At 74.7% G+C, this 22,645-nt stretch carries 23 protein-coding genes; 13 read left to right on the top strand and 10 right to left on the bottom strand.

Going from position 1 to position 22,645, the window contains the following annotated elements:
* Positions 1–60: 60 nt before the first annotated feature.
* Positions 61–987, bottom strand: coding sequence for a hypothetical protein (locus ACFVX9_RS06510; protein WP_380481913.1), 927 nt, complete (start codon positions 985–987; stop codon positions 61–63).
* Positions 988–1,089: 102 nt separating this feature from the next.
* Positions 1,090–1,893 (bottom strand): SAM-dependent methyltransferase, encoded by an 804-nt coding sequence (locus ACFVX9_RS06505; protein ID WP_380481911.1) that lies wholly within the window; start codon positions 1,891–1,893, stop codon positions 1,090–1,092.
* Positions 1,894–2,116: 223 nt separating this feature from the next.
* Here ACFVX9_RS06505 and ACFVX9_RS06500 point away from each other — a divergent pair, with 223 nt between their 5' ends.
* Both ACFVX9_RS06500 and ACFVX9_RS06495 read left to right on the top strand, forming a co-directional pair.
* The gene (locus tag ACFVX9_RS06500; RefSeq protein WP_387980744.1) at positions 2,117–2,791 is read left to right on the top strand and encodes an RNA polymerase sigma factor; all 675 of its coding nucleotides are present in this window, start codon (positions 2,117–2,119) and stop codon (positions 2,789–2,791) included.
* Positions 2,792–2,877: 86 nt separating this feature from the next.
* Positions 2,878–3,525, top strand: coding sequence for a hypothetical protein (locus ACFVX9_RS06495; RefSeq protein ID WP_387980742.1), 648 nt, complete (start codon positions 2,878–2,880; stop codon positions 3,523–3,525).
* 30 nt (positions 3,526–3,555) lie between these two features.
* Here ACFVX9_RS06495 and ACFVX9_RS06490 read toward each other — a convergent pair whose 3' ends face one another.
* The 4 genes from ACFVX9_RS06490 to ACFVX9_RS06475 all read right to left on the bottom strand — a co-directional run bounded on the left by ACFVX9_RS06490 (position 3,556) and on the right by ACFVX9_RS06475 (position 7,545).
* Positions 3,556–5,310 (bottom strand): condensation domain-containing protein, encoded by a 1,755-nt coding sequence (locus ACFVX9_RS06490; RefSeq protein WP_387980740.1) that lies wholly within the window; start codon positions 5,308–5,310, stop codon positions 3,556–3,558.
* 158 nt (positions 5,311–5,468) lie between these two features.
* Positions 5,469–6,248 (bottom strand): hypothetical protein, encoded by a 780-nt coding sequence (locus ACFVX9_RS06485; RefSeq protein WP_387980738.1) that lies wholly within the window; start codon positions 6,246–6,248, stop codon positions 5,469–5,471.
* Between the two features lie 4 nt (positions 6,249–6,252).
* A complete protein-coding gene (locus tag ACFVX9_RS06480) occupies positions 6,253–6,543 on the bottom strand; it encodes a phosphopantetheine-binding protein (RefSeq protein WP_079136143.1) in 291 nt (96 codons plus the stop codon).
* A gap of 69 nt (positions 6,544–6,612) precedes the next feature.
* Positions 6,613–7,545 carry a 3-oxoacyl-[acyl-carrier-protein] synthase III C-terminal domain-containing protein gene (locus tag ACFVX9_RS06475; protein ID WP_363582555.1) on the bottom strand — a complete coding sequence of 311 codons (933 nt, stop codon included), beginning with the start codon at positions 7,543–7,545 and terminating at the stop codon, positions 6,613–6,615.
* Positions 7,546–7,690: 145 nt separating this feature from the next.
* Between ACFVX9_RS06475 and ACFVX9_RS06470 the strand changes: the two genes are divergently transcribed.
* The 4 genes from ACFVX9_RS06470 (at position 7,691) to ACFVX9_RS06455 (ending at position 11,112) form a co-directional block, all read left to right on the top strand.
* Positions 7,691–8,014 (top strand): hypothetical protein, encoded by a 324-nt coding sequence (locus ACFVX9_RS06470; RefSeq protein WP_387980736.1) that lies wholly within the window; start codon positions 7,691–7,693, stop codon positions 8,012–8,014.
* Entirely contained in the window at positions 8,011–9,204 is a 1,194-nt protein-coding gene (locus ACFVX9_RS06465; protein ID WP_387980734.1) for a glycosyltransferase, read from the top strand. The genes ACFVX9_RS06470 and ACFVX9_RS06465 overlap by 4 nt, the downstream gene beginning before the upstream one ends.
* A gap of 146 nt (positions 9,205–9,350) precedes the next feature.
* Positions 9,351–10,325, top strand: coding sequence for an ATP-binding cassette domain-containing protein (locus tag ACFVX9_RS06460; RefSeq protein WP_063350668.1), 975 nt, complete (start codon positions 9,351–9,353; stop codon positions 10,323–10,325).
* A 22-nt stretch (positions 10,326–10,347) separates the two neighbouring features.
* Complete coding sequence (locus ACFVX9_RS06455; RefSeq protein WP_380481903.1) at positions 10,348–11,112, top strand: ABC transporter permease; 765 nt, start codon at positions 10,348–10,350, stop codon at positions 11,110–11,112.
* A 98-nt stretch (positions 11,113–11,210) separates the two neighbouring features.
* Here ACFVX9_RS06455 and ACFVX9_RS06450 read toward each other — a convergent pair whose 3' ends face one another.
* The 4 genes from ACFVX9_RS06450 to ACFVX9_RS06435 form a co-directional block, all read right to left on the bottom strand.
* The gene (locus ACFVX9_RS06450; protein ID WP_380481901.1) at positions 11,211–12,509 is read right to left on the bottom strand and encodes a PLP-dependent aminotransferase family protein; all 1,299 of its coding nucleotides are present in this window, start codon (positions 12,507–12,509) and stop codon (positions 11,211–11,213) included.
* Positions 12,506–13,441 carry an alpha/beta hydrolase gene (locus tag ACFVX9_RS06445; protein WP_380481899.1) on the bottom strand — a complete coding sequence of 312 codons (936 nt, stop codon included), beginning with the start codon at positions 13,439–13,441 and terminating at the stop codon, positions 12,506–12,508. Before ACFVX9_RS06445 ends, ACFVX9_RS06450 begins: the two co-directional genes overlap by 4 nt.
* Positions 13,442–13,554: 113 nt before the next feature.
* Entirely contained in the window at positions 13,555–14,349 is a 795-nt protein-coding gene (locus tag ACFVX9_RS06440) for a class I SAM-dependent methyltransferase (protein WP_380481897.1), read from the bottom strand.
* Positions 14,350–14,398: 49 nt separating this feature from the next.
* Entirely contained in the window at positions 14,399–15,493 is a 1,095-nt protein-coding gene (locus ACFVX9_RS06435) for an alpha-hydroxy acid oxidase (protein WP_380377449.1), read from the bottom strand.
* A gap of 180 nt (positions 15,494–15,673) precedes the next feature.
* Here ACFVX9_RS06435 and ACFVX9_RS06430 point away from each other — a divergent pair, with 180 nt between their 5' ends.
* The 7 genes from ACFVX9_RS06430 to ACFVX9_RS06400 all read left to right on the top strand — a co-directional run bounded on the left by ACFVX9_RS06430 (position 15,674) and on the right by ACFVX9_RS06400 (position 22,642).
* Complete coding sequence (locus ACFVX9_RS06430) at positions 15,674–17,110, top strand: class I adenylate-forming enzyme family protein (protein ID WP_380481895.1); 1,437 nt, start codon at positions 15,674–15,676, stop codon at positions 17,108–17,110.
* A 33-nt stretch (positions 17,111–17,143) separates the two neighbouring features.
* A complete protein-coding gene (locus tag ACFVX9_RS06425) occupies positions 17,144–17,431 on the top strand; it encodes a phosphopantetheine-binding protein (RefSeq protein ID WP_380377453.1) in 288 nt (95 codons plus the stop codon).
* Positions 17,428–17,682: an acyl carrier protein gene (locus ACFVX9_RS06420; protein WP_380481893.1), complete on the top strand. Its 255-nt coding sequence runs from the start codon at positions 17,428–17,430 to the stop codon at positions 17,680–17,682. The genes ACFVX9_RS06425 and ACFVX9_RS06420 overlap by 4 nt, the downstream gene beginning before the upstream one ends.
* Complete coding sequence (locus ACFVX9_RS06415) at positions 17,679–18,827, top strand: beta-ketoacyl synthase N-terminal-like domain-containing protein (protein WP_380481891.1); 1,149 nt, start codon at positions 17,679–17,681, stop codon at positions 18,825–18,827. Before ACFVX9_RS06420 ends, ACFVX9_RS06415 begins: the two co-directional genes overlap by 4 nt.
* On the top strand, positions 18,824–19,498 hold the full coding sequence (locus ACFVX9_RS06410) for a hypothetical protein (RefSeq protein ID WP_380481889.1): 675 nt from the start codon (positions 18,824–18,826) through the stop codon (positions 19,496–19,498). Before ACFVX9_RS06415 ends, ACFVX9_RS06410 begins: the two co-directional genes overlap by 4 nt.
* A 268-nt stretch (positions 19,499–19,766) precedes the next feature.
* The gene (locus ACFVX9_RS06405; protein WP_380481887.1) at positions 19,767–21,389 is read left to right on the top strand and encodes a class I adenylate-forming enzyme family protein; all 1,623 of its coding nucleotides are present in this window, start codon (positions 19,767–19,769) and stop codon (positions 21,387–21,389) included.
* Entirely contained in the window at positions 21,386–22,642 is a 1,257-nt protein-coding gene (locus tag ACFVX9_RS06400; RefSeq protein WP_380424651.1) for a beta-ketoacyl-[acyl-carrier-protein] synthase family protein, read from the top strand. The genes ACFVX9_RS06405 and ACFVX9_RS06400 overlap by 4 nt, the downstream gene beginning before the upstream one ends.
* The last annotated feature ends 3 nt before the right edge of the window (positions 22,643–22,645 follow it).

Below are 22,645 nucleotides of genomic sequence, written 5' to 3'. Positions count from 1 at the left end.
TGGGCGTTCAACCGTCCGATTTGTCCGGCAAGTCACCTTCGCACGGCGGCGCCGCCCGGGCTACCGGGGCGGGACGGCCGGCTCGGACTCCGCCTCCGGACCCGGACCGGGTTCAGGGTCCCGGTCCGCCGCGCCCGGCCGCGCACCGGCCACCTCCGCGGACTGCCCCTCCAACTCCCCGAACCTGGACAGCAGGAAGGTGCCGCCCACCGCCACCGCGAAGCCCGCCAGCGCGCACCACTCGAACCCCGGACGCGCCGCGTCGCCCAGCGCCGCCACGCCCACCAGCGCCGGACCGAACGTCTCGGCGACCGTCCCGGCGGCGGTCGCGGCCGTGACCGTGCCGCGCTGCAGAGCCAGCGCGTACGCCAGGTAGCCGCCGAGGCCGCCCACCGCGAGCGCGTACGCCGCCGGGTCGGTGAGGACGGCGACCAGGCTCGACGCGTCCATCACCCGCACCGCCAGGCTCGTCACCCCGAACCCCACCCCCGCCAGCAGCCCCAGCCCGGCCGCCGCCACGGTGCCGGCCCGGCGCACCAGGACGAGGGTCAGCAGCAGCATCACGGCCGTCGTCGCGAGCAGCGCCCAGTGGAACAGCGGCGGGGCGTGCTCCCGGCCCTCCCGGCCCGACCCCGACGCCAGCAGCGTCAGGCCGACCACCACGGCGACGATTCCCACCGCGTCCCCCCGGCGCAGCCGTGCCCCGAGCAGCCGGACGGCGGCGAGCGCCGTCACGGCCAGGCTCGCATTGGTGACGGCCTGCACGAGGAACAGCGGCAGGCTGCGCAGCGCCACGATGCTCAGCGCGAAACCGACGATGTCCAGCACGGTGCCGAGCAGGAACTCCCACGAGCGCGCCAGCGCGGCCAGCAGCCCCGCCCGCACCCGGTCCGCCTGCGGCGCCGACCGCGCCCCACGCGCCTGGAACACCGCCCCGAACCCGAAGCACACGGTCGCGACCAAGGCGGTGGTGAGTCCCAGCAGCATGCCTCTCCCAGCCTCACGGGCAGCATCGATCCACCACCAGTCTGTCCCCGGGGCGGCGAGGCCGCACGGGTGGGGCGGGTGGGGGCGGCGCGGCCGGCGGGGTCAGGGTTTGAGGGCCACGGCCGCGTAGGCGGCGGCTTCGGGGGCGGTGGCCGGCGGGTCGGTGGGGGTGGGACGCCAGTGGGGGGTGGGGACGATGCCGGGGGCGATGAGGTTCCAGCCGTCGAAGAAGCGGGTGAACTCGGGGAGCGTGCGGGCCTGGGCGGCGGTGCCGGCGGATTCGTAGATCCGGACCAGGCCGGCGATCTCGGCCGGGGCGAAGTCGGGGGTGACGTGGGTCATCACCAGGGCGCTGCCGGGGGCGAGGGCCGCTTTGAGGTGCTCGACGAGCTCGTGGGCGCCGTGGGTGTCGGGGACGAAGTGCAGGAGGGCGTTGAGGGAGAGCGCGACGGGCCTGGTGAGGTCGATGGTGTCGCGCAGGCCGGGCGAGGCGAGGAGCCGGGCGGGGTCGGTGACGTCGGCCTCGACGTAGGCGGTGCGGCCTTCGGGGGTGCCGGTGAGCAGGGCCTGGGCGTGTGAGAGCACGATCGGGTCGTTGTCGGCGTAGACGACGCGGGCGCACGGCTCCACGCTCTGGGCGACCTCGTGGAGGTTGGGCGGGGTGGGGATGCCGGTGCCGATGTCGAGGAACTGGTCGAGGCCGGCCCGGGCGAGGGCACGGGTGGAGCGGTGGACGAAGGACCGGTTGGCGCGGGCGGCGACGCGCAGCCAGGGTCCGAGGGCGAGGGCGTGCCCGGCGGCCTCGCGGTCGGCGGCGAAGTTGGTGAAGCCGCCGAGGTAGTAGTCGTACATCCGGGCCGAGTGCGGCATGTTGAGCCGCAGGTCGACTCCGTCGTAGAGGCTCATCGCGTTCCCCTTGGCGTCGCGGACACCTGTCGATTGGTGCCCACCGTATCCGGAGGTCAGGCGCGGTCCGCCGCATTCCAACCGGTCAGCTGATCCCATGGGATGACAATCCGTATTCGGGATGCGGCCTGGAGTGACGAGCCGGATGGACTGAGGATGGGCGCAGACAGCCCGACCCTCGAGTGGACCGCCGAGCTGCCGGCGGCCACGGAAAGCAGGCTCGATGACGATCGACAGGGGCGCCCCCGTGCGCGGGTACCGGGGAGGGCCCACGCTGGAGCGCGCCGACGGCCCGGAGTCGGACCGGGAGGCCGGTGGCGACCTCGGCCTGCGGCTGGACCTCACCTACGCGTCGTTCTGCGAGACCCATGAACCCGCCTGGCACGCCCTCGCGTTGACCAGGATAGGCGGCCAGGCGGACGCCACGCTGGTGGTCGAGGCCGTGAAGGCGGACCTGGCCCGCTGCTGGCCGCAGGTGCTGCGGTTCGAGGAGCCGGCCGCGTACGCCTGGCGGTTGGCGAACCGGCACGTCTCGGACTGGATGTCCGCCGAGGAACCGGTGGCGGTGGAGGCCGTCACCTTCGCCGCGGTGATCGGCGCGTTCAAGCAGGTCGCGAACGGGCTGCTGCACAGCGAGGCGGACGAGGTGCGGCTGTACGCGGCGATCCTCGAACTCCCGGACCGGCAGCGGGATGTGATCATCCTGCGGTACCTGCTGGGCCTGCACGTCAAGGTGATCGCGGCCTACCTGGGGCGGCCGGTGGCGACGGTGCACTCCAACCTCCGGCACGCGCGGGAGCGGCTGGCGCGCCGGCTCGGGGTGGGCGAACTGCCGGACAGCTCGGGCGAACCGGCCGACCGCGCGGGTGAACTGCCGGACCGCGCGGGTCAGCTGTGACGCCCGGACCGGAAGCCGACCCGCCCGACGGGGCGGGCGCGAGCGGTGGGGCGGGTACGAGCGGTGGGGGGCGTGCGGTGGTTCACGTGCCCCGGCCGGAACGCGCGCACGCCGAGCGCATCGCAGCACTGCGCCAGGCCCGGCTCACGGCCGCGCCGACACACCTGCCGTCGGAGTTCGAGCAGGCCGCCTTCGAACTGGGCCTGGTGGTGGCCCTGGTGCTGGGCGCGCCGGACGCCTCCCGGGGGCTCGACCTCCTGGTGAACGCCCGCCGGATCCAGCCCGAGGGGGCGGAGGTGTTCGCCGCGCTGCTGTACGCGACCGGACGGGAGGAGGGCGCCGAGTTCTGGTGGCGCTTCGCCGCCGGATCGGGCTGCGGCACGGCGGCGTACTGCCTGCACCTGCACCATCTGAAGCTCGGCGAGAACGACGACGCCGACTACTGGCGGGCCTGGTCGGACCAGCTGGCGGCGGCCGGACGCCCCTCCGGGCCGATGCCGTTGCGGATGACCAGGCCGCTGCTGCCGGACGACGTGCGGCGCGACATCCTGTCCCGGGTCCACCACGGGCTGGCGCCGCAACTGCCGCCGCGGCTGGTCGCGGTGATCGACCGGCTGCCGGTGCAGGGCAACGAGGACGAGGAGGAGGTGCCGAGCCCGTGGGGGCTCACCTCGGGGGCGACCTCGGTGTGTTCGTGGGACGTCCGGTGGGACGGCGAGGACCCGTTGGAGTGAGCCGACCGCGTCTGCCCGTCCTCCCCCCGTTCAGGTGAGCGCCGCCTGCCGGGCGGCGATGTCCGGGTCGCGGCCGCCGCCGGAGGTGACGGCCTCCGCCCCGGAGCCGGTGTGCCGGACGACGTAGTGGTGCGGCGCCATCGCCGTGTCGCGGCCGGGCAGGGCGGCGACCACCGCGTGGTGGGCGACGGCCGGGGTGAGTGCGTGGTCCGCGCTGGTCAGCCTGGCGGTCAGCCTTCCCTCGTCCAGCGCCAGCTCGATGTCCGCCCGCGCGCCGAGGGCGGCCTCCAGCAGGGCGCGGACGGCGGCCAGGTCGACCCAGGAACCGTCGACCAGGTGCCACTCCCCGCTCCGACCGGGGGCCGGCACGCCGCCGACGCCGGGCAGGGCGTCGAGCGGCACGGGCCCGCGGGCGGCGGCGGCGAGGACGGCGAGCAGCGCCCGCGCGAACCGGTCGGTCTCGTCCGGGTCCAGCACCTGCGGGCAGCTGATCAGGGCGAAGTCGAGGCTGCCGCTGATCCGCAGGATGGTGAACATCAGCCGGACCGGCAGCGGCGGGGCGGGCACCCGGGTCAGTTCGGGGTCGGCGGCCGCGGCGGGTTGGGCGTCGGCGACGGCCGCGGGGATGGTCAGGCTCAGGTCGTTGACCACGACATGCCGGGGGAAGCGGCTGCCGCGCAGGTGGGCGCAGTCCTCGATGAGCCGCCAGACCTGTTCGGCGTCCAGGGTGCTGTGCCAGTAGGCGCTCAGCGAGGCCGCCTTGGCCCGGCCGATCAGCTGGTCGAGGTCGGCCGCCCCGGTGTCGAGCCGGATCAGGGCGTCCTGCGCCAGGGTGCCGACGTGGTCGACCAGGGCGGCGCGCTGGCGGTTCGCGGAGAGCGCCGAGAGCGCCAGCTCGGTACGGCCGGACCGGTGCGTGACGAGCGCGGCGAAGGCGGCGAGCAGGACCACGGACGGGCTCGCGCCGGTGCGGCGGCAGACGGCGGCGAGGTCCTCGGCGGCGGTGCGGGAGCGGACCAGGACGGCCGAGTGGTCGCGCGGGGGGCCGGTGATCCGCGCGTCGGCGAACACCACCTGCGGGCCGGTGGCGAGGCTGCGGGCCCAGTACCGCAGGGCGGCGGCCGACTTGCGGCGGCCCTGCGCGCTCCGTTCCGCGTCCGCGATCCGCAGCGGGGTCGGGGCGGTGACCGGCGGGAGGTCCTTGCCGGCGGCGAGGTCCAGCCAGTCCTGGATCAGCAGCACGGTGGCGGCGCCGTCGGCGCCCGCGTGGCAGATCACCGCGACCAGCCGCAGCAGTCGCTCCCCGTCGGCGACGAGGGTGACGCGCAGCCGCGGGGCGGCGGCCAGGTCGAACGGAACGGCGACGTCGGCCCGGCCCAACTCCGCTGCGAACGCGTCCAGTTGGGCGCCGTCGCGATCGCCCGCCTCGATCACGGTGACGGTGAACCGGCCTTCCGGGTGCACCACTTGGCGCTCCGGGAAGCCGTCCGCGCCGGGGCCGGCGGGGAAGGAGGTGCGCAGCGACTCGTGCCGTTCGACGAGCCGGCGCAGGGCGGTCAGCCCGGCCGACACCGAGGTGCCGTCCGGGACGGGCCAGAGCGAATCCTTGTTGATCTGCTCGGGGGCGTCGCGCCCGATGCACCGGATCATGTTGTCCTGGCCGAGCGTGAGCGGCCCCGAACCGCCGACCGAACAGCCGGCCGCACCGCCGGCCGAGTCGTCGACCGGGGCCGCGTACCGGACCTCGATCCGCCTACTGCTCTGTGTCTCGCCGTACGGGGTCACGTCGTACGCGCCTTTCGGCTCGCCGGGAAGGGTTCAGCGGGGGTGCGATCGGGACGCTACCAGCGACCTCACCTGCTGGTCCAGACCAATCGTCTACCAAACCGATGGTTCATCAATTCCTGTGCGAGGCAGGCGAGTTGGCATGAACCGAACCATGGCTACGGAAGGGTCAACGTGCTCAGCACGCCGAGCCGGCGGTCCAGGTCGGCGACCAGGACGGGGCGCCCCTGCGCCCGCCAGGCGGGCAGCTGCTCGGCGAGCTCCGCCCAGGCCCCGGTGAACGGCTGGGCGGCCGCACCGTCGGCACCGGCCAGCCCGGGGCCGAGCACGAGCGCCGGGTCGGGCCCCAGCTCGGCAGCCCGATCCCGCACCACCGTGTCCGACAGCCCGGCACCAGGTATCTGATGGATCGTCATATCAGGCCCGAGGGCCTCCTCGCAGACCAGCACCACCACACCGTGCCGCTCCGGAAGCGACACCGGCGCGGCCGGCTCGTGGTGCAGCGCGGTCTGCTCGGCGAGCACCACGACCGCCCGACGGCAGGATCCGGTGCGGTGGTAGTCGACCGCGAGGCGCAGCGCGGTGAAGGCCGCGGCGACGCCCTGGTCGCAGACCGCGAAGGCGAGCGGCGTGCCCGGACAGGACCGGCTGAGCGCCAGCGAGGACGGCGCGCCCGGTCGGACGTCCGGGGTGTCGAAGGCCAGGATCAGCAGGTCGACGGGCTCGTCCTCGGCGAGCGCCTCGCGCAGCAGGTCGGCGGCCAGCTCCTCGTAGGAGTGGCCGACGCCCTCGCGCAGCAGGTCCTCGCGCAGCGGCAGGCCGTAGGGGCGGACGAGGTCGGAGACGAACACCCGCAGGTCCGGGTGGAGCGAGGCCTCCGAGCGCCCGTCGAAGCGCCGCGCGAGCACCCGGGTGATCCGCAGGCCGTGGTCGGCCACCTGGTCAGTCCTCGGGGATGACGTGTCCGGCGACGTAGTCGGCCAGCTTGGTGACCGAGCGCAGGTCGTCCTCGGTGATCTGCTCGACGTCCACCTGGATGTCGAGCGACTCCTCCAGCTCCAGGATGAGCTCGATGGTGCCGGCCGAGGTGAGGCCGAGATCGTCGAAGAGGCAGGCGTTCTCGGGGATCTCGGGCAGTTCGCGCTTGAGGACGCGGGGCAGCAGTTCGCCGATGCCGGTGCGGATCCGCTCGCGCAGCTCGGGGTCAGTGGTCTGGACCACAGGTTCTGACATGGGTGTCCCGTCCCGTCGTACGTGGGAGAGTGGTCTGGCATGGGAAGGATGGACGAAGCCGACGCTTCGTCAGCAGCGGACCGCCATCGCGGAGAACGTGGCTCCGACACCGGCGGCGGCGATCAGGTAGTGGTCGCCGCGGCGCAGCAGCCCCCGTGTGGTGGCGGTGTGAAGATTGATGAGGCTGTCCGCAGCGAAACTGTGCCCCACCGACAGCACGTTGTCCAGCACCACCTTGTCGAGCGGATAGCCGATCCGGCGCGCTATCATCCGCCACGACGCCTGGTTGACGTTGTGCGGAAGCACCGCGGCCAGGTCGGAGAGGTCCAGACCTGCCTCGTCCAGGGCGGCCTCGATCGCCTCCACCATCACGTTCGGGTACTCGCGCTGGTAGCGGGCCAGGAGGTCCGCGTCCTCGGCCAGTCGGCCGTCGAACTCCGGACGCTGGCGCACCGCGAAGGAGAGCACCCGGTGGCGCTCGCCGTCGGCGCTCACCAGACAGGCGGCCGCGCCCTCGGCGAAGATACCGGTCTCGGGCACCACCTGGGCGTCCTTGGTGAAGGTCTTCTCGCCCGCCAGGATGAGCGCCAGCGCCCGCGGGTCGGGCTCGGCGGCGAGCAGCCGGCCGGCCAGGTCGATGGCCAGCAGGCCCACCGCGCACGCGTGGTGGGTCACCGTGAAGGCGTTGGCGTGCGCGAGGCCGCGCGGGGCGAGCAGGTCGTGCAGTGGGTTGAGCGGGTAGGGCACCGCCACCGGCATGCTGCGCGCGTGGATCACGAAGCGGACGTCCCGTTCGCGTCCGCGCAGCTCAGGCAGGTTGTCGAGGGCGGAGTCAAGCAGGTCGGGCAGCGTCCCGGACGGGTCCAGACGCAGCTGGTCCAGTCCGTGGAAGCGGCGGAAGAGTCGAAGTTGACGTGGGGTCAGGCCGATCCGCTCACCAACCGCCTCGATGGGCACGGCGTGCGGGGGGAGGTGAACGGCCACTGCCTCCAGTGCTGTCACGCGGGCTAGTATTCCGACGCCCGCCGGGTCGCACAAGTGATCTCGGGCCCCTTCACCGTCGCGTTCGTCTCCGAGGCCGCCGAATCCGCCTCCGGGGCGGGCGCGTTCACCCCCGTGCCGTCGAGCAGGTGGGAGACCCCCTTCGATGTCCGATGCCATTTCTCACACGTCGTCCGACCGTGAACCGCACCACCCCGCCGCGCCGTTGCACCCCGAGCTGGTCGCGCTGCTGGTCGCGGCCGCCGGGGCGCCCCCCGGCTGGGCCGACCGGCTGACCCCGGACGCCCGGCTGGACGGCGACCTGCTGCTCGACGAGGGCGAGCTGGCCGCGCTCGCCGGGCGCCTGCGCGAACGCTTCGGCCCGGCCGCCGACCTGGCCCGGCTGCGCGCCGGGCTGGACCTGGCCGCCTTGGAAGCGCTGACCGTCGCCGACCTGCAGAAACTGATCCCCGAGGAGGGTGCACGATGACCCGGTTCCTGCTGGTGATGCCCCCGTTGACCGGGCACGTCAATCCCGCGGCGGGCATCGCCGCCGAGTTGACCGCGCGCGGACACGACGTCGCATGGACCGGCACCGAGTCGGTGCTGCGCCCGCTGCTCGGCCCCCAGGCCCAGGTGCTCGGCACCGGCACCCGGGCGTTCCGGGCGCAGGGCGGGCACGGGCTCGCCGCGCTGCGTTCGCTCTGGGAGGGCTTCATCGTCCCGTACGCGCGGTTCACCGCGAAGCCGCTGGACGCGATCGTGCGGGAGTTCCGGCCGGACGTCCTGCTCGTCGACCAGCACACCCCGGCGGGCGCGCTGGCCGCCCACCGGCACGGCCTGCCATGGGCGAGCTTCGCGCCGGGGGCGATGGAACTGGGCCGGCCGTACCGGGCATTGCCGCAGGTGGAGGCCTGGATGACCGGCCTGTTGCGCGGGTTGTGGGAGCGCGCCCGGCTGCCCGCGCAGGAGTACGTGGACCCGCGCTTCTCGCCCGCCCTGGTGCTGGCGACCACCGGCCCCGCGCTGACCGGTGACGACGCGCCGCCCCCGCACCACGCGCTGGTCGGGCCGGTCCAGTCCGCCCGGCCGGCCGATCCGGACTTCCCGTGGGAGCGGCTGCTGCCCGGGCGCCGACGGGTGCTGGTCACCATGGGCACGCTGGCCGGCGAGCTGGGCGCGGACTTCCACGCGCGGGCCGCCCGGGCGCTGGAGCTGTGCGGCGACGACGTGCAGCCGGTGTTCGCCGCCCCGCGCGAGCTGCTGCCCGAACTGCCGCCGCAGGCCGTCGCGGTGGACCGGGCGCCGGTGCTGGAGCTGATGGCGCGCGGCGCGCTGGACGCGGTGCTGTGCCACGGCGGGATGAACACCGTCGGCGAGGCCCTGACGCACGGCCTGCCGCTGGTCACCGCACCGATCCGGCACGACCAGCCGTTCGTCGCGGCGCAGGTGGCGGCGGCCGGGGCGGGGCTGCGGGTGCCGTTCGCCCGGGTGACGCCGGAGCGGCTGGCGCAGGCCTTGCGGGCCGTCCTGGACACGGCCGACTACCGGCACAACGCGGTTCGGGTCGGCGAGGCGCTGCGCTCGGGCGGCGGGGCGGCCGCGGCCGCGGACCGGCTGGAGGCCCTGTCGGCCCGAGCCGGGCGGGACTTCCGGCAGCCGCTACCGGGGGCCCTGTAGCAGACCGGAAGATCAACGTCCATTGGTCTAGGCCATTGTCACCGGGCCGGGGTTCGTCCTAGGGTGGCGCCCAGCACCGCCTTCGCAGGTGCCGAGCACCGCCTTCCCAGGTGCCGTGGCAGCCCATCCCCGCACGGGAGTTCCGGTTGATCGAGACCACGGGACTGCGCAAGTCCTATCGCAAGAAGACCTCCCGCAAGAGCGGCGAGAACCCCACCGTCGACGCTGTGCGCGGCATCGACCTGTCCGTCGACGCGGGCGAGATCTACGGTTTCCTCGGGCCCAACGGTGCCGGGAAGACCACCACCCTGCGCATGCTGGCCACCCTGATCCGCCCGGACGGCGGTCAGGCCAGCATCGCCGGGGCCGACCTCTTCACCGACCCGGCCGGTGTACGCCGCCGGATCGGCTACGTCGCCCAGGGCGGCGGCACCACCGACACCGTCAGCGCCCGCGAGGAGCTGGTGCTCCAGGCCCGGATGTACGGCGCCGCCAAGGCGCAGGCCGTCCAGGCCGCCGAGGGCGCGCTCAAGGCCTTCGACCTGGCCGAATTCGGCGACCGCCCGTGCGCCACCTACTCCGGCGGCCAGCGCCGCCGGGTGGACATCGCGCTCGGCGTCATCCACGAGCCCCGGGTGCTGTTCCTGGACGAGCCCACGGTCGGGCTGGACCCGGCCAGCCGGGCGTACGTGTGGGAGGAGATCCGCCGGCTGCGCACCGAGGGCATGACCGTCGTCGTCACCACGCACTACCTCGACGAGGCCGACGCCCTGTGCGACCGGGTCGCGATCGTCGACCACGGCCAGGTGGTGGCCGAGGGCACGCCCGAGGTGCTCAAGCGCGAGATCTCCGGCGACGTCGTGCTGCTCGGACTGGAGCCCGGAGAGGGCGTCGCCGAGCGGGCCGCCGAGGTGCTGCGCCCGCAGCCCTACCTGCACCGGCTGGAGTTCAGCGGGGAGGACGGACTGCGGCTCTACCTGGAGGACGGCGCGGCGGCCATCCCGCAGCTGCTGCGCGCGCTGGACGGGGCGGGCGTGACGCCCGGCACCGTCCAGCTCCAACGCCCCAGCCTGGACGACGTGTTCCTGGCCCGCACCGGCCGTTCGCTCCAGCAGTCCTGATCCGCCCATTCCTGGGGAGACCATGAAGCTCGCCCGCGACACCTGGCTGGTCTTCCAGCGCCAGGTGCTGCTGATGATCCGCACCCCGATCTGGATCGCCGTCGGGATCATCCAGCCCGTGCTCTACCTGCTGCTGTTCGCCCCGCTGCTGAAGAAGGTGCTCGTCCCCGGCGGTGCCGGCAGCTACGCCGACACCTACCAGATGTACGTGCCGGGCCTGTTGGCGGTGCTGTGCATCTTCGGCGGGCTGTTCACCGGCTTCAGCCTGCTCGGCGAGCTGAAGGCCGGCATCATCGAGCGCGCCCGGGTGACGCCGGTGAGCCGGCTGGCGCTGCTGCTCGGGCGGGCGCTGCGGGAGATGGTGGCGCTGCTGGTGCAGGCCGTCCTGATCACCCTGATCGCGCTGCCGTTCGGGCTGCGGGTGAGCCCGCTGAACCTGCTGCTCGCCTACCTGCTGCTCGGGCTGCTGGCGCTGATGACCTCGGCGATCTCCTACGGCATCGCGCTGATGGTGCCGACGGACGCGGCGATGGCACCGGTGGTGAACACCATCGCGCAGCCGATCGCACTGCTCTCGGGGGTGCTGCTGCCGCTCACCCTGGCGCCGCACTGGCTGCAGCAGACCGCCAAGTGGAACCCCTTCTACTGGGCGGTGGAGGGCATGCGCGCGCTGTTCTCCGGCCACCTCGGGGACAGTGCGGTGTGGCAGGGCCTGCTGGTCGTCGTGGTGATGACCGTGCTGTCGGTGTACTGGTCGGCCCGATTGTTCTCCACCCGGGTGCGCTGAGACACAGCGCACGAGGATGGGACACATGCACGAGGAGGGGCCCGGCTCGCGAGCCGGGCCCCTCCTGCTGTGGCGAGCGTCGCTCAGGAAGCGATCGCTCAGGAGGCGATGAACGCCGCCAACTTGGCCACACCGTCGATGATCTGAGCCTGCGTCAGTGAACTGATCGAGAGCCGTAGGCGGTGCTCCCCGCCGCCCGCCGGGTAGAACGGCGCCATCGGCGTCCACAGCACCCCGTAGCCGCGGGCGCAGCGTTCCATCGCCGCGTCGTCGGCGGCGAACGGGACGGTCAGCACGGCGAAGAAGCCGCCCTCGGGCCGGTTCCAGGACACGCCCAGACGGCGCCGCTCGGAGGCCGGGAAGTGCCGGTCCAGCTCCCGCAGCAGGGTGTCCATGCCGGCCGCGTAGTGGGCCGTGGCGGCGGCGTTGGCGGCGCGCAGCCGGCAGTCGTGGCGCAGCAGCATGCCGCCGATGACGGCCTGGCTGAGCGCGGGCGTGTTGACCGTCGTCATGCTCTTCAGCTTGGCCAGTTCGTCCGCCAGCAGGGTGCGCCGCCCGCCGGGGCCGGCCACCTCCTGGTCGGCCACGACGTAGCCGAGGCGGGCGCCGGGGAAGCAGGTCTTGGCGAAGGAGCCCAGGTAGACCACCTGGCGGCGGCGGTCGAGCGCCTTGAGCGTCGGCCGCTCCCCCGGGTCGCGGGCGAAGAAGCCGTACGGGTTGTCCTCGATGACGAGCAGGCCCTCCTCGGCGGCCGTCTCCAGCAGCCGGGTGCGGGCCGCGACGGGCATGCTGGTGCCCGAGGGGTTGGCGAAGTCCGGGACGACGTAGAGGGCGCGCGGGCGGCGGCCCTCGGCCCGCGCCGCCCGGGCGGCGGCGCGCACGGCCTCCGGGTCGGGGCCGCCGGCCGGGCCCTCGGGGACGGGCAGGGTGGTCAGGTCGAGCAGCCGGGCGGCGCCGGTGACGCCGACGTAGCAGGGCGAGCTGACCAGCAGGACGTCGTCCGGGCCGGCGCACAGGGCGCGCAGGGTGAGCAGCATGCCCTCCTGGGCGCCGACCGTCAGCACCAGGGCCTCGGGGGCCACCGCCAGGCCCTCGTCGTTGGCGAGGGTGCGGGCGACCAGGTCGGCGATGATCCCCTTGGTGGGGCCGTACTGGAACAGCGCGGTGCGCACGGCGTCCCGGTCGAGGCCGCGGGCCGCCAGGTGGGCGAGGTAGGTGTCCAGGTAGGCGGGGACGTCCTCGGGTTCGAAGAAGCCCTCGTAGGGGCGGCCGGGGGCGAAGGAGACGGCGTCGGGGTAGCGGGTGGTGACCTCGTTGAGGAAGGTCATCGCGTCCAGCAGCGGGTCGGCCAGGCTGGCGTGCAGGTCGGCCAGGGGCAGGGGCTCGGGCGCGCTCACCGCAGGGCCTCGCGCAGCCGCTCGGCGGCGTAGCGCTGGGCGTCGGCGGCCGCGTCCAGGGTGCCGGTCATGGCGAAGAAACCGTGCGGCATGCCGTCGTAGCGGCGGCTCTCCACCGGTACCCCGGCCGCGCGCAGCGCCTCGGCGTACTGCTCGCCCTCGTCGCGCAGCGGGTCGTACTCGGCGGTGATGACGGTCGCGGGCGGCAGTCCGGCCAGGCCGGGGGCGCGCAGCGGGGAGGCGTGCGGGTGGGCGCCGTCGGCGGGGTCGGCCAGGTAGTGGCCCCAGTACCAGTCCACCGAGCGGCGGTTGAAGAGCATCGGGTCGTCGTGCTCGCGCAGCGAGGGGGTGTCGGCGGCGTGGTCGGTGTTGGGGTAGACGAGCAGCTGGTGGCGCAGGGCCGGGCCGTTCTCGTCGCGGGCGATCAGGGTGAGGGCGGCGGTGAGGTTGCCGCCGGCGCTGTCGCCGCCGACGGCGAGCCGGCCCGGGTCGACGCCGAGTTCGCCGGCGTGTGCGGCGAGCCAGTACAGCGCGGCGCGGCAGTCCTGGACGGCCGCGGGGAAGGGGTGTTCGGGGGCGAGCCGGTAGCCGACGGAGACGGTGACGCAGCCGGCCGCGTTGGTCAGCCGGCGGCAGATCGCGTCGCTGGTGTCGGGCGAGCCGAGGGCCCACCCACCGCCGAACAGATAGAGCAGGGCAGGAAGTTGACGGCCGGGCGGCTCGGGACGGTAGAGCCGTAGGGCGAGTTCGCCGCCCGGTCCGGGGATGCGGTGCTCCTCGACGGCGGCGACCGGCTCGGGGCTCCCGGCCGCGGCGCGGATGTCGGCGAGGTCGGCGGCGCGGGCCTCGGCCAGCGTGAGGGTGTAGAGCGGCGGCGCACCGCTGCTCGCGCGCCGGGCGCGCAGCGCCTCGGCCTGGGGGTGCAGGGGCATGGGGTGGTCCCGTTCGGTACAGATCCGGTGCGGAGGCGTCGGCGGGGGCCCAGGGTCCAGGGGGCTATGAGCCCAAGGACCCGAGGGCCTGGCGAGCCTATGGGTCTACGGGCCTAACGGTCGGCTTCGACGTAGACGGTCTCGTCGGTGCGGAACGCGGTGTCGAGGTCGGCGACGTCGGGGCGGGCACCCTGGCGGTAGGCGCAGTGGCGGATCCGCTCCGGTTCGAAGCCGGCGAGGGCGAGGACGTGGCGCAGCTCGTCCAGGTCGTAGATCCACTGGTGCCCGTAGTAACGGAAGATCTGGTTGACCAGGAAGGCCGGGCGGGCGGGCATCGGCGGGCCGAAGCCGAGGGTGGTGAGGCGGCGGCGGTGCTTGGCGAGGAAGCCGTCCCCGTTGGCGTAGCCGGCCAGGTAGCGGGCGAGGTCCGGGGTGGTGAGGCGCAGCACGCCGCCGGGGCGCAGGACGCGGCGGGCCTCGCGCAGCCAGCCGACCGCGACCGGCATGGTGACGTGCTCGATCAGGTGCTCGGCGTAGACCCAGTCGACGCTGGCGTCGGCGAACGGCAGCGGCCGGCCGATGTCGAGCTGGGTGAACCAGCGGTCGCCGTCGATCCGGTAGAGGGTGCCGGGTTCGGTGGCGGCGCCGGGGCTGCGCAGGGCGGTGAGGTCGCTGCCGAGCCCTTCCGGGTGGGCGGTCCGGAAGGCGGCGAACTCGATCCCGGTGAGTCCGAGTTCGCGGAATCCGGCGTGGTCGCGGGGCAGCCCGCCGGGGTGCGCTTCGAGCGTGTCGCAGGTGGCGACCTGCTCGCTGAAGGCGTCCAGGCGGGTGGCGAGGCCGTCGGGGTCGTCCCAGTCCCAGCCGGGGAAGGGGTCGTTGCGTTCGGTCTCGGGGGTCGGTTCGGTCATCTGCTGTTCTCCATCCAGTAAGGACAACGTGGTGCAGGCGGTGCGCGGTTCAGCGGGCCGGGCAGGGCCAGGGGGCGAGGGCCGTGCGGTCCAGGTCGGCGAGCCGGGGGCGGCCCAACAGGGCCATGGTGTGCTCCAGTTCCTCGCGCAGCAGGTCGAGGACGCGGTGCACGCCGGCCTCCCCCTCGGTGGCGAGGCCCCAGAGCACCGGACGGCCGACCAGGACGGCGCGGGCGCCGAGGGCGAGCGCGACGGCGATGTCGGCGCCGGTGCGCACCCCGCCGTCGAGCAGCACCGGCAGGTCGGCGGGTACGGCGTCGACGACCTCGGGCAGTGCGGCCAGGGAGGGCAGTGCGCCGTCGAGTTGCCGCCCGCCGTGGTTGGAGACCACGACGGCGTCGGCGCCGTGCTCGGCGGCGAGCCGGGCGTCCTCGGCGGTCAGGATGCCCTTGAGGACCAGCGGCAGCCGGGTGCGGGCGCGCAGCCAGTCGAGGTCGGCCCAGGTCAGGGTGGGGTCGAACTGTTCGCGGGCGTGCTCGGCGATGCCCGAACCGCCGTCCGTCACGCGGTGGCTGGCGGACATCAGGTCCTGGTCCAGGTTGACGGCGCGGACGGCGGGCGGGATCGCGAAGCCGTTGCGCAGGTCGCGCAGGCGGCGGCCGATCCTGGGGGCGTCCACGGTCAGGACGAGCGCGGAGTAGCCGGCCGCCTCGGCGCGTTCGACCAGGGCGGCGAGCGCGGCGCGTTCGCGCAGCCAGTACAGCTGGAGCCAGAGCGGGCCGGTGGCGGCGGCCGCGATCTCCTCCAGGGTGCGGCTGGCGAACATGCCGGCGACCAGCAGGGCCCCGGCGCGGCCGGCGGCGCGCGCGGTGGCGGTCTCGCCCTCCGGGTCGACCAGCCGGTGGTAGGCCATCGGGGCGATGCCGACCGGCAGGCCGAGCGGCGCGCCGAGCAGCGTGCGCCCGGGCGAGCAGTCGGAGACGTCGACCATCGTGCGCGGGCGCAGTGCATAGCGCGCGAACATTTCCCGGTTCGCCGCCACGGTGCGTTCCGTGCCGCTGCCACCCTCGATGAAGTCCCATATTTCCGGGGAAAGTTGCGCGCGCGCGGCGTGCTCCATCCCGGCCAGCGTGAGTTCTCCCACGGGCGTCCTCGATTCCGGGCGGCCACGCGTGGACCAGCCCCGGTTCGGCAGCGTAGGAGCAACAACCGCATTGGTATAGACCTTGATTTGACCAAACGTCTGTGCAATCGTCTGGCAACGGAATTGACCGTTTTGGTTGTGAACGGCGTTCATGTCAAATCCCCTCACTTGTGTGGAGCGGTGTTGACCGGCATTTCCCCCTCTTCACTTCCGCCTTCCTCGCCGCCGCACGCCGACGCCCCGGACGCCTGGGTCGACCGGCTGTTGCTGGCCGGTCCCGGAGGCGAGGAGTGCCTGCATCTCGGCGGACCACTCGACCGGGACGCCCTGCGCGCCCTGGTCGACGAACAGGCCGCGCACCTCGCCGCGGCCGGACTCGGCCCCGGCGGCACCGCCGCGCTACGACTGCCGCCCTCGGTGGCGTTCGTCACGGTGCTGCTGGCGTGCTGGCGGCTCGGTGCCCAAGTGGCCCTGCTCGACCACCGCTTGACCGACCACGAGGTCGACGCGGCGGTGGCGCGGCTGGCCCCGCAGGTCCTGGTAGGCTCCGCCCACCGGCCCGCGGCCGCTCTGCGCGGCTTCTCCGAGGTCGAGCCGGTGGCCGTCCGACTGCCGGACGGGCTCCCGGCCCGCACCGGGCACGCGCTGATCCAGCTCAGCTCCGGATCCACCGGCCCGGCCAAGGTCATCGCCCGCACGGCCGCCGACCTGCTCCGCGAACTCGACTGCTACCACAGGCTGGTGGAGTTCCCCGGCGAGGGCGAGCGGGTCGTCCTGCTGTCCTCCGTGGTGCACGTGCTCGGCCTGGTCGGCGGACTGCTCAACAGTCTGCACGCGCGGGTCGCGCTCGCCGTGCCCGAGCGGATGACGGCGGCGGGCATCCTCGCCGCGGTCGCCGCCGGCGACCGGCCGACCACCGTCATCGGGGTGCCCTTCCACGCCGAACTGCTGGCCGGCGCCGTCAATCCCCCGGCGCTGCCGGGGCTGCGGCGGATGATCGTGGCCGGCGAACTGGTCCGCCCGGGCCTGCCCGCGCTGTTCGCCGACCGCTACGGCGTCCCGCTCGGCACCATGTACGGGATGACCGAGACCGGGGTCATCGCCACCGACCTGTCCGGCGCGCTCCACCCGGCCAAGCAGCCCGTCCACGGGATGCGGCTGCGGCTGGTCGCGGGCGAGCTGCGGATCGGCACGGAGGCCTCGCCCTACCCGGGGCTGGACGACCCGACCCGCTGGTCGGACGGCTGGCTGCACACCCGCGACGCGGCCGAACTCGACCCGGCCACCGGCCTGGTCACCGTCCTCGGCCGGCTGGACTCACAGGTCTCGATCGGCGGCCTCAAGGTCGACCTCACCGAGATCGAGCAGACGCTCACCGCGCTGCCCGAGGTCCGCGAGGCCGTCGTGGTCTTCGAGGACGGCGCGATCGAGGCCTACCTCGCCACCGAACCCGACGCCGACCTCGCCCTCGTCCAGGACGGGCTGGCCCGCCGGCTCGCCGCCTACAAGCGGCCGCGACGGCTCGCCCTGCTGCCCCGACTCCCCCGTACCGCCACCGGAAAACTCCTGCGCGACCCGGCCGCCCTGCGCAGCACCGCCACGGCCGCCGCGCTCTGATCCACCGCACGCACCCCGACAAGGAGCCACACCATGCAGGACCGCGTCCGCGAGTTCGTCCTCGCCTCGCTCACCGAGATGCAGTACGACGTCTCCGAGGTCACCGGGGACACCGACCTCGGCCCGGCCGGGCTGGACCTCGAATCGCTCGCGCTGGCCGAGCTGTCGGTGCAGGTCGAGGACGAGTTCGGGATCAAGTTCGACCTCGACGAGATGGAGACCACCGCGCTGATGACGCTCGACGAGTTCACCGCCGACGTCGTCAAGCGGATCGACGCCAGCGCAGCCACTGCCACCGCCACCGCCGGCAGCCCGGCGTGAGCGGCTCCGCCCTCCCCGACCGGGCCGAGGTCCGCGCGATGCTGGCGGCGTTCGGGCAGCGCGCCGCCGACACCGTGCCCGATGACCTCGGATCGCTCGAACTCACGTGGCTCATAGCCGAGTTCGAACAGCGCTACGACATCCAGGTGGACCTCGACGACGACCGCTTCGGCGCCGTCCGGACGGTCGACGACGCCACCGAACTGCTGCGCGCGGCCGTCCTGGCCGAACGTGTGGGCGCCCGGCCATGACCACCGGCGCGCCCTCCGCGCACCGGCCGCGCGGCCGGCCGGTGGTCACCGGGCTCGGCGTGCTCAGCGCCGCCGGGCGCGGACTCGGCCCGCTGACCGAGGCCGCCGCCCACGGCAAGACCGCCTTCGGCCCGGTCACCCGCTTCGACGTGAGCGCCCGCCGCACCACCCGGGCCGCCCTGCTGCCCGACGACGTGCCGCTCGCGCACACCTTCCCGCTGGCCCGCGCGGTGCTCGACGCCGTCGGCCAGGCCTGCCGCCAGGCCGGACTGACCGCCGCCGACGGCGCGGACACGCCCGTCCTGCTCGCCCTGCACAGCGACGAACGGACCAGGGGCACCGCCGACGCGGTGGCCGCCGGCGTCCGCGCCGCCTGGGGCACCGCGGGCGTCACCCGGGTGTACACCGGCGCCTGCGTGGCAGCCGCGACCGCCGTCGCGGACGCCGCGGCGCTGGTCGCCACCGGGCGGCACGAGCGGGTCCTGGTCGCGGCCGGGCACCTGGTCGAGCCGGGCGTCTTCGCCGTCTTCGACGCCGGCCGCGCGCTGGCCCGGGACGGCGAGCTGCGCCCGTTCAGCACCGGCCGCACGGGCACCCTGCTCGGCGACGCGGCCGCCGCCGTGCTGGTCGAGGCCGCCCCGGCCGCCGAACGGCGCGGCGCCGCCGCCCTCGCCCGGCTGGCCGGCTGGGGCCGGGCCGGGGACGCCCACCACGTGTGCCGCCCCGAACCGGACGGCGCCGGAGTCGCCCGGGCCGTCGAGGCCGCGCTCACCCGCGCCGACGTCGCCCCGGCCGAGGTCGGCTACGTCAACGCCAACGGCACCGGCTCCACCCTCGCCGACCAGGCCGAGGCGAGCGCGCTGCGCCGGGTCTTCGGCGCGCACACCGCCGAACTCCCGGTCAGCTCCAGCAAATCCGTCCACGGGCACGCCCTGGAAGCCTCCGCCCTGCTCGAACTCGCCGTCACCATCGGCGCGTTGGGCACCGGACTGCTCCCGGTCAACGCCGGCTGGCTCGGCCCGGACCCGGACGTCGGCCTGGACCTCGTCCTGGACGGCCCCCGCGCCGCCCGCCCCCGCTACGCGCTCAGCCTCAACTCCGCCTTCGGCGGCGCCAACACCGCCCTGCTGGTGGCCCCCGCATGACCGGCCACCGGCCCCCGCCCGCCGTCCGCCGCCCGACGGCGCCGACCCCGTACCCCGGCACCCACACCATGACCAGCGACGCCACAGACTTCGACGCCACAGAGCCCGACGCCACGAACGTCGGCGCCGCACCCGCCCCGGCCGCCGCCCGGCTGCGGGTCCTCGCCGAGGCCCGCCGACCCGACCCCGGCTCGGCCGACCCCGACCTGGCCGGCCCGCCGCCACCGCTGCCCGGCTTCGCCGCCTCCGGCTTCAACCCGCTGGTCGCCGACACCGCCGACCGCTGCCTGCGCGCCCACCACGGCGCCCCGCCCGCCCCCGGGCGGACCGCACTGCTGCTGGCCAGCGCCGGCGGCGACCGCGCTACCGCGCGGGCCATCGACCGGAGCGCCGAACCCGGACGGCGCCCCGCACCCCTGCTGTTCTTCCAGTCCAACCCCAACGCCGTCCTCGGGCACATCGCCGCCCGCTGGGGCCTGACCGGCCCCGTCGTGGCGATCAGCCCGGCCCACGCCGTCCCCGGGCAGGTGCCCGCGGACGCGCTCGACCTCGCGGCGCTGCTCCTCGCGGACGGCGACGCCGACCGGGTGCTGGTCATCGCCGCCGAACCGGGCGACGACGAACCGGGCGAGGCCGCCGGACACGCGGTGGCCGTCCTGGTCACCGGCTGACGTCCCGGTCACCGTCTCAGTCACCTCCTCAGTCACCGGCTGAACCGTCCGGCCAGCGCCGGCCGTACCCACGGACGAGGCCCGACGACTGAAGCAGCCGCACCCGGCAGACCAGCACCCGGCCCCGTCACCCACCCAGGCCCCGTCGCACCCGCCGACAGCCCACCGAGCACTCGCCGACACCCGTCGCCGCCCGCGCGGCCGTCCGACCCACGCCAACCGATCAGCCGCCCGGGCCGTCTCCGGCCCCGAGGGAGGGATCCACCCCGTGACCATCCGCAGTGTCCGCAGCCTGATCGCGGACGACCCCGACGTGGGCGCCGGCAACGTCCTGACCGCCCGGCTCGCACTCGGCCTCGGCCTCGACGAACCGCTGCTGACCTTCGACACCCCGGTGGACGACCACCCCGCCTGGCAGCCGCTCACCCTGCGCGAGCTCGACCGCGCCGTCCGGGCCCGCGCCGCCGCCCTGCACGCCCTCGGCATCACCCGGCGCGACCCGGTGGTGGTCTTCGCCAGCGACGCCGCCGACCACGTGCTCGCCTTCCTCGCCCTGACCCGGCTCGGCGCCATCCCCGCGCTGCTCAACCCCAACGTGGACGGCGAGCGGGCCGCCCGCTACATCGCCCGCCTCGGCGCCGTCGGCGTCCTCGCCGACCCGGCCCACCTGGCCGCGCTGGCCGGCCACGACCCCGGCGCGCCGCTGCTGCCCGAGATCTCCACCCTCGGCACAGGCGACCCGGATGCCGCCCCCGAGCCGTACCGGCACTGGTCCGGCGACCCGGTGGCGATCACCCACTCCTCCGGCACCACCGGAATGCCCAAGGCCGTCGTCCACTCGCACGCGAGCCTGTACGCGGCGATCCGCCACCGGCTGCGGCTGCCCCGCCCGCAGGGCCAGGACCGGATGCTCAGCGCACTGCCCGCGCCGCACGCCGCCACCCTGATCGCGCTCAACCTGGCGCTCAGCTCGCACACCGAACTCGCCGTGCTGTCACGGCAGTCCGGCGCCGGGGTGCTGGACGCGATCGAGCAGTGGCGGCCCACCGGGGTGATCGGCTTCGCCGCCACCTGGGCCGAACTCGCCCACCACGACCTCGCCGCCCGGGACCTCGCCACCGTCGCCCTGTGGTGGAACACCGGCGACTGCGCGCACGAGGTGCACATCCGCCGCCTGATCGCCGTCGGCAGCCGGGAGTCCGTCACCCGCGCGGGCCGCACCCGGACGCCGGGCTCGCTGTTCGTCGACGGCCTGGGCTCCACCGAGATGGGCCACTCGCACTTCTTCATCACCCACGGCCCCGGCACCGAGCGCTACGGGCGCTGCGTCGGGCGCCCGCACGCCTTCGTCGACTGCGAGGTGGTCGGCCCGGACGGCGAGCCGCTCGGCCCCGGCGAGGTCGGCGAACTCGCCACCTCCTCACCGACCCTGGCACTCGGCTACTGGAACGACTCGGCCACCACCTTCCGCACCCGGATCCGCGGCCGCTTCCTCACCGGCGACCTGATGTACCGGGACGAGGAGGGCTACTACTACCACGTCGACCGGGCCGTCGACTCGGTCGAACTCGGCGACGGCAAGCGGCTGTTCACCGCCATGTCGGAGGAGCGGGTGCTGGCCGCCCGCCCGGACGTGGCGGACTGCACGGTGGTCGCCGTGCGGGACGGCGAGCGCGTGGTCACCGACGTGCTGCTGATCCTCACCGCCGACGCCGACCCGACCGCCGACCGGACCAAGGACGTCATCGCCGCCCTGGACGAGGCCGCCGCCGCGACCGTGCGCCAGGTGCTGGTCGTCTCCGGGGACGACATCCCGCTCGGCCCCACCGGCAAGGTCCGCAAGGTGCTGCTGCGCCAGCGCTACCTCGACGCCGCGGCCGGTGCCCGATGACCCGCCGCGAGGGCGCCGTCGTCACCGGCCTCGGCCTGGTCTCGCCGCTCGGCCGCAAGCCCGCCGAGGTGTTCGACGCGCTCAACGCCGGGCGCTCCGGACTGACCGCCGTCCCCGAGGGCCACGCCGCGCACGGCTGGCTGCCCGCCGCCGGGATCGCCCCCGCCGTGGACGGCCGCGAGGTGCTGCCGCCCACCGAGACCCGCTGCGTGGACCGATTCGTGCTGCTCGCCCTGGCCGCCGCCGACGACGCGCTCGCCGACGCCGGCCTGGTCGTCGGCCGGGACGCCGACCCGCACCGCACCGCCGTGGTGCTGGCCACCGGCGGCGGTGGACTGGAGACCTTCGAGCAGCAGTCGCACCGCCGGCTGGAACGCGGCCGCCCCGGCGTCAGCCCGTACCTGCTGCCGGGCATGCTCTCCAACATGGCCACCGCCCGGATCGCCATCAAACACGGGATCCGCGGCTACAGTTCGGCCGTGGTGACGGCCTGCGCGGCCGGCGCCCAGGCCGTCGCCGAGGGGCTGCGGCTGATCCGCTCCGGCGACGCGGACGTGGTGGTGTGCGGCGGCACCGAGTCCTCGCTGCACCCGACCATCGCCGCCGCCTTCACCAACGCCCGTGCGCTCGCCCAGGGTTGGGACGATCCGGAGCAGGCCAGCAGGCCCTTCGACACCCGCCGCAACGGCTTCGTGCTCGGCGAGGGCAGCGCCGTCCTCGTCCTGGAACGTGCCGACCACGCCGACGCCCGCGGCGCCGCCGGGTACGCGGACGTCATCGGCTGGGGCGCCTCCACCGACGCCCACCACCCGACCATGCCCCGCCCCGACGGCTCCGGCGCCGCCGACGCGATGCGCTCCGCGCTCGCCAACGCGGGCCTGGCACCGGGCGACATCGACTACGTGAACGCCCACGGCACCGGCACCAAGCTCGGCGACGTGGCCGAGACCGCCGCCCTGCATGCCGTCTTCGGCGCGCACCCGCCCGCGGTCAGCTCCACCAAGGGCGCCACCGGCCATCTCCTCGGCGCCGCAGGCGCGTTGGAGGCGGTGGTGACCGCCCTGGCGGTGGCGAGGGGGACGCTGCCGCCGACACTCAACCTGACCGACCCCGACCCGGCCTGCGACCTGGACCACATCCGGGGCGGGGCCCGGTCCGCACCGGTGCGCGCCGCGCTGAGCAACGCCTTCGCCTTCGGCGGCCACAACCTCAGCCTGATCCTCGGCCCGGCGTCCACCCGGGCCGCCAAGTAGCGC

Origin of the sequence: Kitasatospora sp. NPDC058243, assembly GCF_042882025.1 — a bacterium.
Taxonomy (GTDB): domain Bacteria; phylum Actinomycetota; class Actinomycetes; order Streptomycetales; family Streptomycetaceae; genus Kitasatospora.
Note: the sequence above shows the minus strand (reverse complement) of the source record. Positions and strands in the feature narration are given on the sequence as shown.

Excerpts from the sequence above, each read along its gene's own strand:
- ACFVX9_RS06480 (WP_079136143.1), bottom strand. The coding sequence starts at position 6,543 with ATGTCAGAACCTGTGGTCCAGACCACTGACCCCGAGCTGCGCGAGCGG.
- ACFVX9_RS06465 (WP_387980734.1), top strand. The coding sequence starts at position 8,011 with ATGACCCGGTTCCTGCTGGTGATGCCCCCGTTGACCGGGCACGTCAAT.
- ACFVX9_RS06410 (WP_380481889.1), top strand. The coding sequence starts at position 18,824 with ATGACCGGCCACCGGCCCCCGCCCGCCGTCCGCCGCCCGACGGCGCCG.
- ACFVX9_RS06415 (WP_380481891.1), top strand. The coding sequence starts at position 17,679 with ATGACCACCGGCGCGCCCTCCGCGCACCGGCCGCGCGGCCGGCCGGTG.
- ACFVX9_RS06455 (WP_380481903.1), top strand. The coding sequence starts at position 10,348 with ATGAAGCTCGCCCGCGACACCTGGCTGGTCTTCCAGCGCCAGGTGCTG.
- ACFVX9_RS06510 (WP_380481913.1), bottom strand. The coding sequence starts at position 987 with ATGCTGCTGGGACTCACCACCGCCTTGGTCGCGACCGTGTGCTTCGGG.
- ACFVX9_RS06500 (WP_387980744.1), top strand. The coding sequence starts at position 2,117 with ATGACGATCGACAGGGGCGCCCCCGTGCGCGGGTACCGGGGAGGGCCC.
- ACFVX9_RS06445 (WP_380481899.1), bottom strand. The coding sequence starts at position 13,441 with ATGCCCCTGCACCCCCAGGCCGAGGCGCTGCGCGCCCGGCGCGCGAGC.
- ACFVX9_RS06440 (WP_380481897.1), bottom strand. The coding sequence starts at position 14,349 with ATGACCGAACCGACCCCCGAGACCGAACGCAACGACCCCTTCCCCGGC.
- ACFVX9_RS06400 (WP_380424651.1), top strand. The coding sequence starts at position 21,386 with ATGACCCGCCGCGAGGGCGCCGTCGTCACCGGCCTCGGCCTGGTCTCG.
- ACFVX9_RS06505 (WP_380481911.1), bottom strand. The coding sequence starts at position 1,893 with ATGAGCCTCTACGACGGAGTCGACCTGCGGCTCAACATGCCGCACTCG.
- ACFVX9_RS06470 (WP_387980736.1), top strand. The coding sequence starts at position 7,691 with ATGTCCGATGCCATTTCTCACACGTCGTCCGACCGTGAACCGCACCAC.
- ACFVX9_RS06425 (WP_380377453.1), top strand. The coding sequence starts at position 17,144 with ATGCAGGACCGCGTCCGCGAGTTCGTCCTCGCCTCGCTCACCGAGATG.